Below are 13,913 nucleotides of genomic sequence, written 5' to 3'. Positions count from 1 at the left end.
TGCAAGTGCAATGGAGAAAGCGTTTGCTTAGGTAGCAACGGCCTGCAAGCGGTGTTCCACGGCTTGGTCGCTTTAGTCCCCGCGCAACATGGCCGCTTGAAATCGCCCTGCGCGAGCCTAGCTACCATTGCATTGCCTACCTTGAAGGAGCGCAGCCATGGAACTCACCGTGGTGCCCATCGTCAAGCCGGACGCCGCCAACTTCATTTTCGGCCAGTCCCATTTCATCAAGACTGTGGAAGACCTCCACGAGGCGATGGTGGGCGCGGTTCCTGGCATCCGCTTTGGGCTGGCCTTCTGCGAGGCCTCCGGTAAGAGGCTCGTGCGCTGGTCGGGTAATGACGAGCCCATGCTCGCCCTTGCACGCGACAACGCATTGGCGATTGGCGCCGGCCACACCTTCCTGATCTTCCTGGGTGACGGATTCTTTCCCGTGAATGTGCTGGCCGCCGTGCGTGCCGTGCCGGAGGTCTGCCGCATTTACTGTGCGACGGCCAACCCGACACAGGTGATCGTCGCGCAAACGGAGTTGGGTCGCGGCGTGCTCGGTGTGGTGGATGGCGCCTCGCCGCTGGGTGTCGAAACCGACTCAGACATTGCGTGGCGGAAAGATCTGCTGCGGCAGATCGGCTACAAGCTTTAGTGCCTGGATTAGGCTATGAAATCGCTGCGGGGCTTGCCCGCTTCCATACGACCCCTCGTTTTGCTCGATCTCGGCGAAGCTCACCTGTTCATTCCCCCTCGATCAGCTCGTCAACGCACTTGCGCGGGAAAGGGGCGTCATCAATGCAAACCGTCGCATGTTCGTAACGGCGAAGGGTAATCAGGAGAACGGAACCTCTTCACCGTTCGTGACGGCTAACGAAATTCGTACGCCGTCGTTTCCAGATGATACGTCGTTTCCAGATGATACATTGTGCGAGGCAACAGCGGACCTGCACCGGCGCTGTAGCACTTTGATTTGCTGCATGTCTTCGTCCTCAAATAGAGGTCGACTTAAGGACACATGCCGTAGGCAAAGCACGCTCGGAACTACTCAGAGCACGCATGCTGCCGCTCAACAACACTCATCCTCCCACGAAGTGAGGAAGACGTCATTCAAGTGCCGAGCGACAGATCGGCATCACGTCAAACCGTACTTGCGGATTTTATCGTGCAGGGTCGCCTTTGGCGTCAGTAATTCCTCGCTGGTGCGGGCGAGGCTATTGCCGTTGCGGCTGAGGGCTTCGGCGATCAACGCGCGCTCGAAAGCTTCGACGGTTTGTGCCAGAGGACGAGAGGTGGCGTCCGCCGCTCCGCCGAAAGGCGGAAAGCCGGTCTCGATGCCCAGCACGCAGCGCTCAGCGACATTGCGCAGCTCGCGCACATTACCCGGCCAATGATAGGCAAGCAGCCGCCTTGTCCGCTCGGCATCGGGACCGAGCACGGCCCGCTCGTGGCGTGACGCCGCCTGCAGGGCAAAATGCTCGAACAGCAGGCCGATGTCCTCGCGGCGCTGGCGCAAGGGTGGCAAGGGTAGCGTTGCGACATTCAGCCGATAGTAGAGATCGGCACGAAACTCTCCTCGTTCCGCAAGCGCCGCCAGATCGACCTTGGTCGCAGCGACGACGCGGCAGTCGATGGAGATCGGCGTGTTCGATCCAAGGCGCTCGAGCGTTCGCTCCTGCAACACCCGGAGCAGCTTGACCTGCATGGCCATCGGCATGCTCTCGATCTCGTCGAGAAACAGCGTGCCGCCGCTGGCGTGCTCGATCTTGCCGATCCGGCGCTTTGCGGCACCGGTGAAGGCGCCCGGCTCGTGGCCGAAGATTTCGCTGTCGAACAGGTTTTCGGGAACCCCGCCGCAATTGATGGCGACGAAATTGCCGCTCCGTCTCGGGCTGGCATCGTGCAGGCAGCGTGCCACGAGTTCCTTGCCGGTTCCGGTCTCGCCTTGGATCAGCACATCCGCAGCGCTGTTGCCGAGCTCGCCGATAAGGTGACGCACCCTCTCGATGGCGTCAGAGCCTCCGATAATGCGAGCGGCGGTCATTTGCCTGTTCTCAAGCCGCGCGCGCAGTTCGCGGACCTCCAACGTCAGCCTGCGCTTTTCAAGCGCTCTCCGCACGACCTCGACGAAATAGTCGGGCGAGAACGGTTTCTCGATGAAGTCGTGGGCTCCGTCCTTCATCGCTTGAACTGCCAGAGAAACGTCGCCATGCCCAGTCATCAAGACGACCGGCAGGTCGCGGTCCTGCCGCAGAAGATCATGCATGAGCGCCATGCCGTCGTCTCCCGGGAGGCGGATGTCGGTAACGACGATGCCCGGAAAGTCGGCAGGAACGAGCCGTCGCGCCTTCTCGGCGCTCTCCACCGCTTCGACATCCATGCCTTCAAGCTCGAGCGTCTGCTGGCATCCAAGGCGGACGTTCGGCTCGTCCTCGACGATCAGGACCTTGAGGTTGTCGCTCATGGCGTTTCTCCGATACCGGGTGCGGGCAGGACGACGGTGAAAATCGCGCCGCCCTGAGGGTGGTTCGCCCCGGTCAGCGTTCCACCGAAATGGTGCACGATTTCCGACGAAATGGCCAAGCCGAGCCCCAAGCCCCTGTTGCTTTCCTTCGTCGTGAAGAAGGGCTCGAAGAGGTGCTCGCGCACGTGTTCCGGCAGGCCCGGTCCGTTGTCATGGACCTCGATGACCGCGCGTCCATCTTCGCGCCAGCCGCGAAGGCGCAGAGCAGGCGAGGCTGCGTTTTCGATGGCGTCCAGCGCATTGGCAATCAGGTTGACCATGACCTGCTCCAAACGGTTGGCATCGCAGAGCGCCGTAATCTCTCCCGTCCCAATCTCGGTGGACACGGCCACGTTCGCGCGGCGCAGGCGCTGGTCGAGCAAGAACAGCGCGTTGTCGACGGCGCGTCGGACATCGACCGGACCGGGCGTACCCGAGGATTTTCGGGCGAAGGACTTGAGCTGGTTGGTAAGCGCGCCCAGCCCGTCGACGATGCCGCCGATGCGGTCGAGATTGCTTTCGGCAGTCGCCACATCGCCGCGCCGGAGGAATTTGACCGCATTGCCGGAAAGGGTCCGCAGCGCCGCCAGGGGCTGGTTTATCTCATGGGCAAGGCCAGCGGAAATCTGCCCGATCGTTGCCAGTTTAGCGGCATGGACGAGCTCGTCCTGCGCGGCCCGCAACGTCCGTGTCCGTTCCTCGACCTTGCGCTCCAGCTCGTCATGGGCGCGCTGCAGCGCTTCGCGAGCCCGCAGTTGATCGTGCAGATGCCGCCGCCGTTGGTCAAGCAGCACAAGCACGATGCCGACGAAGGCGCTGGCGATTGCGGCCAGCGCCGCACGAGTCCAAGCGATCGCACCGATTTCGCCGGCGGGGGAGAGCACCGTCAGCGACCAGCCAGTGTCGCCCATCGGGGCGGTCTGCGCCAGAAAGTTGCCCGACAGCTTGAAACCACCGTCGACGTCCGCCGATGGCGCGAGCCGCACGAGGGTGGCATTTTCGCTGAAAGCCTCCTCGCGCCGCAATCCGAGCGAGGGAAGCGGCCGGGCGTTGTACTGCAGACTGCGCTCCAGACGCCGCCGCTCTTGGTCGGGCAGCGGGCGCAGCGTAGTGAATTTCCAGGAAGGTACGGACGCAAGGATGACGACGCCGTTCTGGTCCGTGACGATGACCGGCACTTCGACGGTCGCCCAGGACTGCTCCAACTGCTCAAGGCTGACTTTGACCGCAGCCACGCCGACGACCACGCCGTTCGCGAGCAAAGGCGAAGAGAGATAGTAGCCGGGCTCGCCGCGGGTGGTACCGATGCCGAAAAGCCGGCCGGGGCGCCCCTGCATGGAATCGTTGAAATAGGAGCGATAGGACAGGTCCTCGCCGATGAAGCTGTCCGGGCGGTTCCAGTTGCTGGCGGCGACCACGTGTCCCCCGCGATCGAGCAGGTAGATCGACAGCGTGCCTGCCCGCTGGTTGAGCTGCTCCAGGTAGCGGTTGACGGTGTCGGTAAGCGGCTTACCGTGCGCGATCAGGTCGATCACGTCCCGCTCCAGGCCGAGCGTCGCCGGGAAATAGGCGTATTTGTCGATCTGCCTGTTCAGGCTGGTGGCATAGAGTTCGAGGCGTTGCGTTCCGGTTCTCTGTAACTCCGCCAGGCCCAGCGTCTCGCTGATGCGAAAGCCCGCAAGGCCGACAACGAGCGCCACGGCGGCGAGGCCGGGGAGCAACAAACCGTATTTGCGGACAAAAGAGGCGATCGACATTGGCACGAATGGGAGCGGATGCACACGCCGCAACACTATTATTGATCCGGCTCCCTACCACATCCGATGAGGCCGAGCGAGCATGCGGTGGTCTGCCCGCCTTCTCAAGAGAAAGCGGGCAGACCGTCATTGGGCGTCGGCCTATTCGGCTGCGACTAGTCTTTCGCGCGTGCGCTGTTCCGCTTCGTCAGGAATGTCGAGTGCGTTTTCCCACTTGGCGACGACCGTCGTGGCGATCGCATTGCCCAGCACGTTGGTGGCGGTACGTCCCATGTCAAGGAAGTGGTCGATGCCCATGATCAGGAGCACGCCGGCCTCAGGCAGGTTGAACATTGGCAGTACCGCCGCAACGACGACCAGCGCGGAGCGCGGCACGCCGGCGATGCCCTTGCTCGAAACCATGAGGACCAGCAGCATGACGATCTGCTGTTCCATGGTGAGCGGCAGGCCATAGGCCTGGGAGATGAACAACGCAGCGAAGGCCGTATAGATCATCGAGCCGTCGAGGTTGAAGGAGTAGCCGAGCGGCAGGACGAAGCCGATGACGCGCTCCTTCACGCCGAAGTCTTCCAGCTTCTCCATGACACGCGGATAGGCCGCTTCGCTGGAGGCGGTGGAGAAGCCAACGAGCATCGGCTGGCGCACTTCCTTGACTAGGCGGAACACGTTCGAGCCCAGCACCAGGAAACCGGCACCGACCAGCACGGCCCAGAGCACGACAAGCGTCGTGTAGAAGCTGCCGACGAACTTGCCGTAGACCATCAGGATGCCGAGGCCCTGGACGGTGACGACGTTGGCGACCGCGGCAAAGACGCCGAGCGGGGCGAAGCGCATCACATAGTCGGTCACCTTCAGCATTACCGGGACGGCACCTTCGATGACTTCGATCAGGGCGCGAGCCTTCGTGTCCTTCAGGCTGCCAAGCGCAAGACCGAAGAACACCGAGAAGACGAGGATCTGGAGGATCTCGTTGTTCGCCATCGCTTCGAAGATGTTGCGCGGGAAGACGTGGGTGATGAAATCCTTCAGATTGAGCGACGACGTCTTCAAGTCGGCGGTGGCCGAAATGTCGGGCAGCGGCACGCCGACATTGGCGCCGGGTTGGAAAAGGTTGGCGAAGATGAGGCCGATCGCCAGCGACGCGAGCGAGGCCATCAGGAACCAGCCGAGCGCCTTGCCGCCGATGCGCCCAACCGTGCGGGCGTCGCCCATGCCGGCCATGCCGGCGACGAGTGTGGTGAAGATCAGCGGCGCGATGATCATCTTGATCAGCCGCAGAAAAATGTCCGTCACCATCGCGAAATAGCCGGCGATGTCCTTTGCTGCAGCCGGGCTGCCCGACAGGACGTTGCAGCCATAGCCGACGATGACCCCCAGGATCATCGCGATGACGATCCAGGTCGTCTGCTTGTTTATCTTCATGATAATCTCCTTCCTCCCTCCGCCCGGCTCATCCGGGCGGATTTTCAGTCAACAATTGGGGTGGTTCAGTTGCGCGCCATGATCGGGCGCGGTTTGGTCAGCGCCTCGGGGCGCAAGGCTTCGGCAAGCGTTTCGGCCGTCATCAGGCCGCGCGCCTCCACGAGTTCAGCAACGCCTTTGCCGGTCCGGTGCGCCTCGGCTGCGATCTCGGTGGCATTGGCATAGCCGATGATCGGGTTGAGTGCGGTGACGATGCCGATCGAGCCCAGCACGCTAGCTTCCAGGCGTTCGCGGTTCGCGGTGATGCCGTCGACGCATTTGTCGGCGAGGATCAGGCATCCCTGACTGAGGTGGCCGATGCTCTTGAACAGGCTGTGGGCGATGATCGGTTCGAAAGCGTTGAGCTGCAGTTGGCCCGCCTCGGCGGCGAAGGTCACCGTCAGGTCGTTGCCGATCACCTCGAAGGCGATCTGGTTGACGACTTCCGGGATCACCGGATTGACCTTGCCGGGCATGATCGAGGAGCCGGCCTGGCGCGGCGGCAGGTTGATCTCGCCGAAGCCCGCCCGCGGGCCGCTGGAAAGCAGCCGCAGATCGTTGCACACCTTGGAGAGCTTCACCGCGACGCGCTTCAAGACACCCGAAAGCTGGACGAAGCTACCGCAATCCTGTGTGGCTTCGATGAGATTGGGCGCGGTGATCACCGGCACACCACTGATCTCAGCAAGCAACCGACAAACCAGGGACGCGTAGTCGGGATGGGCGGTGATGCCCGTGCCGATGGCGGTGGCGCCGAGGTTGATCTCGCGGATCAGTAGCGCAGCTTCGCGCAACCGCTGCTCGTCTTCGGACAGCATCACCGCATAGGTGGAGAACTCCTGCCCCAGCGTCATCGGCACTGCGTCCTGCAACTGGGTACGGCCCATCTTGAGGATGTCGTGGAATTCGTCCGCCTTGCGCTCGAAGGCCGCCCGGAGATGCGCCATGGCATCGATCAAACGGAAGATGCCGCTATAGGTCGCAAGCTTCAGCGCGGTCGGATAGACGTCGTTGGTGGACTGGCCAAGGTTGACGTGTTCGTTCGGATGCAGATGCCCGTAGTCACCGCGCACGCGCCCCAGGACCTCGAGCGCCCGATTGGCGATCACCTCATTGGCGTTCATGTTGGTGGAGGTGCCCGCGCCGCCTTGGATCACATCCACGACGAATTGATCGTTGAGCGCGCCGGCTTCGATATCCCGGCAGGCTGCAACGATCGCCTCCGCCCTTTGAGCATCGAGCTGCCCCAGTTCCCGATTGGCCCGGGCGGCCGCCATCTTGATCTGCGCGAGCGCGCGGATCAGGTCCGGATAGTGGGAGATCGGAATTCCGGTCACCGCGAAGTTTTCGACGGCGCGCAGGGTGTGAACACCGTAGTAGGCGTCCATGGGGACCTCCCGGTCCCCGAGCAGGTCATGCTCTACACGGCTCAAGGCAACAGTCATTGAATGTTTTCTCCTCTCCATCCACCCGCTGCCGAGCGGGGGGTTGCCTGAAGAGAGCAACACGCGTGCCAATTCGAGCGGACACGAGCAGCGCCGCTAAACCATTGAAATCAATCTATCCTGTTTGCTGGCCCGCTCGATCGCGTTCGGATTTCCGGATGAGGCGTGGCCAGCGCGTTCGGAAACCCGAATGATATACCCCCGTTCCGGGAGCCACCCCACTTCCTGTCGTCGCGGCCCAAACAAGACTCGTCCGGATGCCGGGCTTTTGCTTAGCCATTTCGCCTGGACATGATCCGGCATTGGCAGGGATCTTTGGGTTTTGCTGGCTCCACGCCGCTGTCCCAATTGCGCCCGCGAACGGACGAATGCGCGCGCGATGAGCAACGCGAGCCGACCTGCCAATTCGACTAAGGGTAAGTCTGAGCTATCTCGTCCACGAGCGTCATGCTCCCGGACGGCATCGGCAGCAGCGCCGAGCCGCCGCCGCATAGGAGCGCGATGACCAGGTCATCCGCAGACAGACTCGAGACCGCTTTCAAGAGCCGCCTCGAGGCGAAGCCCCGCCTCGTCAGCTACCGGATGCGATGCTGCGATAACTTGGATCCTTGCCGCAAGCGACGCCGAACCCCTATCGCGTACCGACGACCCCACGGACCATCCCAATTGCTCTCCAGCGCTTTCGCCATCGGCGCCGAACCCTTGCCCGCACCGATAACAACGGCGCGGCCCTTCGGGCGCGGCGGCAGATAGGCGGCGATCCCTTTTACCGGATCGGCAGCGACCGTGGCATAAAGAGCGAGGTCAAGAACGGACGACGCTCATCGGGTAGTTACAAGTATCACTCCTCCGCTGGCCCGTAGAGGCCGAGCTTTTCGAGCAGCGCGCGCTGACGATCGACATTTTCAACGAGCAAGCCGGTGTAGCGATCAACGATCCGGTCGCGATGGTCCGGACCGCAGACGGCAGAGAGCGCGCCGAGGATCGCAGCGACCCTTTCAGACGTTTGCCGTAGGTCCCCAAGGAGCTCCGCCTTGCCGCCGAGGTCGGTGACCGCTCTCTTCGACACCCGGCCGATGCCGGCGGGAGTGCGACTGCCTGCCGACACATAGCCAACCGGCAGGTCGCCCTTGAGGTTGGTGACCGACTTGAATCGGATGGCATCGAAGATCTGGTCGACTGCCTGCTTCGCACCGGTTACCCGCGAGGGATGATCGGTATCCGCGGCAGCATGCGGCAGCAGTTCGAGCTTGCCCTTATGGCGCTCCTCGAGCGGCAGGTAAGGCAGCATCGGTCCGCTGAGCTTGCCGGTCGCGGCATCCTTGAAGAGGTCGGCGTCGATCGCGGCGTGCGCGATCTTGCCGGATGACAGCGCCTCGTCGAGCGCGACCGCATCGACGACCTCGCCGCGGTCGTAATTGACCAGCACGGACCCGTCATTCATCGCGCCGAGCACCTTCGCGTCGACAGTTCCGGCGTTGGAATAGACGCCCGTCGCCGCGTCGAGGCGGCCGAGACCAATATGGACGGAAAGCACGTCGGCACCGGTCGCCGCCGCGAGCGGAGTTGCCGCATAGTCAAAGCCTTCCGCCTCGATCCAGCGCTTGTGATGCGCGCGGGCGTAGATCGCCACCTTCATGCCGAAGGCCTTGGCGAGCTTGGCGACTTCACGACCGATATTGCCGTAGCCGAGAATGGCGATCTTCCGGCCTTCGAGCTTGGCGGTGGGAAAATCCTTGAGCTGACGGCCGGTGTCGAAGTCGCCCTCGGCAACCATCCGATGCAGCCTGTCGACCGGCAAATCAGGAACGACCTTCACGACCGCCTTCATCGCCATCTGGGCGGTCGCCCGGCTGTTGATCCCCGGCGTGTTCATGAGCGGCGCCTCGCCGCCCTCGCCATTGCCGCCGCCCCAGGAGGCCGAGCCCATGTTGCCGGTTCCCGCGCCAATGCGCACCCCGCCGAGCGGGAAGATGGAGGCCTTCGGAATGAAGGTCGCTGCCGCGATCAGCGCGTCGTACTGGCCCTTGTCGGTCTGCGGCAGGATCTCCGCCTCGGTGCTGAGATCTGGCTGGTAGAAGAAATGGATGCGGCCTTTCTCGAGCGCCGAGCGGTCGCCGAGCGGCCCGAGATGAAACACACCGCCCTTTTCCTCGATATAGGCCTTCACCTCGCTGTGATCCGGCTGACCGTCGGCGCCGAAGCGCAGGCCGATCATATCGGCGATCAGCACGGTATAGGCGCGCGTCGGATCGTCCTTGCGGATGGGTCCATCGACTTTGGCCGGAGCCTCGAATGTGACGCCGTTCTTCGCCAGTTCCTCTTCGAGAACCACGATCTTGGCACGCAGATAGGCGTATTGCAGGTTCTCCAGAAGCGCGACGACGTCTTCCGGCTCGCGGATGCCGCCGACCCAGGCGCGGTAGTCGCCGGGCGTGCCCGGGAAGGCATTGACGTAACGGGCCGCGTCGAGGCCGGCCTCGTATTCGCCGTTCGGGTGGGTAATGCCCTCATAGCCGAGCAATTGCTTCGAACGGGCGATGATGCGGGCGTGGATGGCAGGATCGCTGATGCCGCCGTCCTCCACCTTCAGCAGCGTCACCGCCGCGCCGCGCCGCTCGGCATCGGTGACCGTCAGCGACAAAAGCGGATGCGCCTTGACCCACTCGTCGACCACTTTGCGATTGGCGGCGGACCGACGGTTGAGGTCGATGACGGAGCCAACCCGAGCCTCCGACTGCAACAGGCCGAAGGTGGTTTCGGCAAAGGCGAGCGCGCTATAGGTGTTGATGACACCGCCGAGCATGCGATCTTCGGCCGCGTCGTAGAACGGCCCTGCGTCGACGGAGCGCTTGGCCGAGAACGGCTGCCTGGGATCAATCGGCGGCGCGATCTTCAGTTGCCGGGGGATCGCCCAGGCGGGAGATTGCTGGTTCTTCTCGATCAGTGCCAGGGCGTGCGGCGTGAAGGAGGCGACAAAATAGCCCGAAATACCGCCGATCGCCTTCTGGAAAGGCATGAACAGGCAGCACTTCGCCATAACGGCAGAGACCAGTTCGGGCTCCCACGGCATCGCACCGAGCATCGAGGTTGCGTCGAATACCGCATGGCGGTTTGCCGGATCGCCGTCGATCCAGTTCAACAACTCGCGGATCTCGCCGCTGGTATAGGCATTGGCACCGGTCGTCTCGTGGCCGACACCGACGAAGATCGAAACGCCAAGGGAGGAGAGCTCTGCCGCCGTTGGAATGACACCTTCGGAGGCGGCGAAATGGATGCGGCTCTCGCAACCCTTTTCGGCGAAGCGCTGCATTTCGATCAGTTGAGTTGCCCAGGACTGGCGGAAGAAACCCGCAGCCTTGGACGGATCGCTCTCTGGCCGCGGCGTATCGACATAGATGCGTTGGGAAGTGTCGTTGGCGTTCATCAGATGCTGAACGCAAACGGTGAAACCACTATGGCCACCGCCGAGCCCGACTGCCATGCGGTTCGTCTTCGGAAAGCCGAAATAGCGATGGATCGCCCGCATCATGTCGGTCAGAATCTTATCGGCCGGATAGCCGCGGTGCATGCTGCGGGAAATCTCGGCGGTTGTGAAGCCGCCAATGTCATTGCCCCTGTCGTCGAACTTGCGATAGGTCTTCTCGATCCAAGCATCAAATGCGATCCGCCGCAGGCGGCTGTCCACTTCGTCGGTGGTTGCATCGGTGATCGGGCCGACACCGAAGAATGGGTTGGACGGCAACGCCGGCGCGCCCGATTTGGTCAGTTCGATTGCCGTCAGTCGCTGTTCCTGCATCTGCGCGATATTCATCATGATCAGCCTATCTGTTTTCGAGGCATGAGGATGCTCGAATAGTGGATCGAACCCATCGGAAAGAAGACTTCATCTGCGGCGAACAGCAGGCGAAATGCGCCATGGGCGCGCTCCGAAGCATCCCGATCACGCTCGCGCCGGCATCCGCGCCCAGGTCAGTCCAACGGACGATATTAACGGAATCGCCTTTCGCGCCGCGGCGGTAGCAGACCAAGCGCCGAGGCAAGTACCGGAACCGACAGGCCGCCGAGTACGGTCGGCGTGACGACGACCCCAGCGACAAAGGCTGCATGACGATCAGTCGCCCCTGTCAAAGGCGCCGGACTAATTCGTTTGGGTAACTTTTCGCGCATCGTCCGCACGTTCTACTATCTTGGCGTGAAATGCGGAGAGGGGCATGCACTATCGCCAAAGATCGGTGCTGTTCGCAGCGCCCGGGCTGATCATCGGAGCGATCGCAGTGGGCGCTTCCGGCGGCATGACCGTTGCGGATTTAGAGAAGCCGGAACTGCTGATCGCTGCCCTGTTTGTCGGACTTGTCATCGGCATGGCCGTCGAGCAGTTCCTAACCACGATGCGAAGGGAGGCGTGGCGGGCGAGAGACAAATCACGCTGGGAGGAAAAACGCAGTATCGGACACATCGTATTGGGGCCTTGGCCCCCGCGCCTGTTGCCGAACCGCCGAGACAAGTCGACGCGGCTGATCAGCTGCGCATTGTCATGGGCTCGCATTTCAGCATTCAGCCGCTGCTCAATAAGAGCGAAGCGCGGGTGTTTAGGGAACTTGACCGCATTGTCATTGGTTGCAACCCCTCTTGGCAAGTGATGGCGCAGGTCTCATTGGGCGAGATCCTCAGGAGCAAGGATGCTGACGCGTATCGTTGCATCAACTCCAAGCGCGTCGACTTACTGCTCGTCGACGGCGACTGCCAGCCGCGGCACGTCGTCGAATATCAAGGCGGAGCGCATCATCAAGGCACCGCAGCCGCGCGTGATGCGGTAAAGAAGGAAGCGTTGCGACGCGCCGGGATCGGCTATTACGAGGTGGTGGCTGGCCAAACGACACCGTCGGAACTCAGACGCCTTGTCGAAAAGCTGATGGACAAGCCGAGTGTTACCTAACGCGCCCTCGTCACGAATGCCTTCACGGTCGAACCACTTCCATTGGAGGAAAACATCGCCTTGGCTTGATGGAAATGAGGCAGCCCCGAGATGATCTCCGATTTCGAGGCAGTTCGGCGGAACTTGTTTCCGGCCAGTCATGGCGCACGCGATCGAGGACTGGAATGCATTCCCCTGGCATCGTGACCGAGCGAACCGAATTCAGGCACACAAAGTGCACTCATCGCAGGCCATCGCCATTGACGTCTTCGGCACACTCAAGATGAGCGCAGATCGCGACCGCATCCTCGACACCATCGCTGAAAGCGTGAGATTACCACAGGGTGGTCCATGGTCGATAACGCTCGAGTGGAAGGATACCGATCGGCTTTTGGCCGAACCTCGACCCACGCAAGTCGATGTTCTTGCTGTCGGCGCAAGGGCAGCGCTCGTTATCGAATGCAAGTTTACCGAACCTGGAGGGAAATGCGGCCAAACGGCTGCGTCGGCCTCTGGCCAGCGTCAATGCTGTGGAAGCTACGTCGACCAAATCAACCCGGTCAGCGGCGTGCGTGCCCGGTGCACTCTTGCAGGCAAGGGCATTCGCTACTGGCAGTACATCCCACAGATATTCGCGCTCGATCCGGATGTTGACCAGTCGCCTTGCCCCTTTGCAGGAGACGCCTATCAGTGGATGCGCAATGCCGTGCTGGCGGCCGCAATAGGCAAGCACCGCAATCTTCAATGCTCGGCACTCGCCGCCTTTGCCGACCACCCAAGCTTTCCGACGGCACGGAAGGCAAAGCTGGGTCTGATTGGTCTCAGCGGACAAGCAGCCATCACACCGATCTCCTATCAGCGGATCATTGAGATGGCTCGCCACGTCGGCCTGGATCAGGACCTTTGGAGCCGCCTTTCTGTTTGGGTAGATCAAAAGATCGCAGGAGCGGCGTCGCGCTCGTCCGGCAAGTTTAGGGGGACCGGGGCAGGTAGCAGCTGTTCAGGAACTATTACCGAGAACAGGATGTAGAGGGTGATGTCCGTGCACCTGCGATGCGGCTCGGTGTAGGCCGTCGCTGCGACTACCATGTGACGGGAAAACTGAAATTCCGCGACATCCCGGGTCATAGGGCTGGCGATAGCGCCTTCCCTGGTACCCCGCCTTACCAGCGACCAAGCAATTGGTGATGCAGTCCCAAGCCACCGTCAATTGCCCACAACTGCTTGGTCATGGTCAACGAAAACGCGACTGTCTTTGCGGTTACGTCCGCAAAGGGCTGATAGTGGCCAAGTTGGCTTTTGAAAGAAGCGCGCTGTCTAGTCCGGAAAGCCGACTAGCCGGACGTCGTGTCCAGCCAGATCGTTACGGGACCGTCATTGGCCAATTCCACCCGCATGTCCGCGCCGAAGACGCCATTCGCAACGGCAACGCCAAGGGCCGAGACATTGGCTGAGAAATTCTCATACAGACGTTTTCCCTCCTCCGGTGGCGCCGCCGTAGAAAAGCCCGGGCGGTTGCCTTTCGTCTCGGCGGCCAACGTGAACTGGCTGACGATGAGAGCTGAGCCGCCGACGTCGACAAGCGAACGATTCATCCGATCCGCATCGTCCCTGAAGATGCGCAGGTTGACGATCTTGCGCGCCAGCCACTCGCTTTCCTTTTCGGTGTCGCTCTTCATCGCACACACGAAGACCACCAGGCCATTGCCGATCTCCCCCGTCACCGCCTCGTTGACAGTGACGCGAGCGGACGACACGCGCTGAATAAGTGCTCTCATGACGACGATTCTCCCTATATTCGCGCTCTTATCGGCTCCGCGGCAGGCGCAATCAAGCTCTAC

General features: G+C 62.1%; 8 protein-coding genes and 2 pseudogenes. 3 read left to right on the top strand and 7 right to left on the bottom strand.

Features of this window, described 5'->3' with window-relative positions:
• Positions 1-157 precede the first annotated feature (157 nt).
• Positions 158-643, top strand: a complete 486-nt coding sequence (locus AC1Z3V_RS08155; RefSeq protein ID WP_173519081.1) for an adenosine-specific kinase — start codon at positions 158-160, stop codon at positions 641-643.
• 480 nt (positions 644-1,123) lie between these two features.
• Here AC1Z3V_RS08155 and AC1Z3V_RS08150 read toward each other — a convergent pair whose 3' ends face one another.
• The 6 genes and pseudogenes from AC1Z3V_RS08150 to AC1Z3V_RS08125 all read right to left on the bottom strand — a co-directional run bounded on the left by AC1Z3V_RS08150 (position 1,124) and on the right by AC1Z3V_RS08125 (position 10,971).
• Entirely contained in the window at positions 1,124-2,452 is a 1,329-nt protein-coding gene (locus AC1Z3V_RS08150; RefSeq protein ID WP_483498248.1) for a sigma-54-dependent transcriptional regulator, read from the bottom strand.
• Positions 2,449-4,248 (bottom strand): sensor histidine kinase, encoded by a 1,800-nt coding sequence (locus AC1Z3V_RS08145; protein WP_483498247.1) that lies wholly within the window; start codon positions 4,246-4,248, stop codon positions 2,449-2,451. The genes AC1Z3V_RS08150 and AC1Z3V_RS08145 overlap by 4 nt, the downstream gene beginning before the upstream one ends.
• A gap of 141 nt (positions 4,249-4,389) precedes the next feature.
• Positions 4,390-5,670, bottom strand: a complete 1,281-nt coding sequence (locus AC1Z3V_RS08140; protein ID WP_483498246.1) for a dicarboxylate/amino acid:cation symporter — start codon at positions 5,668-5,670, stop codon at positions 4,390-4,392.
• Between the two features lie 65 nt (positions 5,671-5,735).
• Positions 5,736-7,154, bottom strand: a complete 1,419-nt coding sequence (aspA, locus tag AC1Z3V_RS08135; RefSeq protein ID WP_483498245.1) for an aspartate ammonia-lyase — start codon at positions 7,152-7,154, stop codon at positions 5,736-5,738.
• 425 nt (positions 7,155-7,579) lie between these two features.
• Positions 7,580-7,945 (bottom strand): annotated as a pseudogene (locus AC1Z3V_RS08130) (DUF4147 domain-containing protein); the annotation flags it as partial.
• Between the two features lie 50 nt (positions 7,946-7,995).
• Entirely contained in the window at positions 7,996-10,971 is a 2,976-nt protein-coding gene (locus AC1Z3V_RS08125; RefSeq protein ID WP_483498244.1) for an NAD(P)-dependent oxidoreductase, read from the bottom strand.
• 397 nt (positions 10,972-11,368) lie between these two features.
• Here AC1Z3V_RS08125 and AC1Z3V_RS08120 point away from each other — a divergent pair.
• Together AC1Z3V_RS08120 and AC1Z3V_RS08115 are read left to right on the top strand one after the other, a co-directional pair.
• Positions 11,369-12,093: pseudogene (locus AC1Z3V_RS08120) on the top strand (DUF2726 domain-containing protein).
• Positions 12,094-12,232: 139 nt separating this feature from the next.
• Complete coding sequence (locus AC1Z3V_RS08115; protein ID WP_483498243.1) at positions 12,233-13,102, top strand: PGN_0703 family putative restriction endonuclease; 870 nt, start codon at positions 12,233-12,235, stop codon at positions 13,100-13,102.
• 304 nt (positions 13,103-13,406) lie between these two features.
• Here the strand turns inward: AC1Z3V_RS08115 and dtd are convergent, their stop codons facing one another.
• Positions 13,407-13,850 (bottom strand): D-aminoacyl-tRNA deacylase, encoded by a 444-nt coding sequence (gene dtd / locus AC1Z3V_RS08110; protein WP_483498242.1) that lies wholly within the window; start codon positions 13,848-13,850, stop codon positions 13,407-13,409.
• Positions 13,851-13,913 lie beyond the last annotated feature (63 nt).

This window comes from Ensifer sp. 38_S197 (assembly GCF_056924495.1).
Note: the sequence above shows the minus strand (reverse complement) of the source record. Positions and strands in the feature narration are given on the sequence as shown.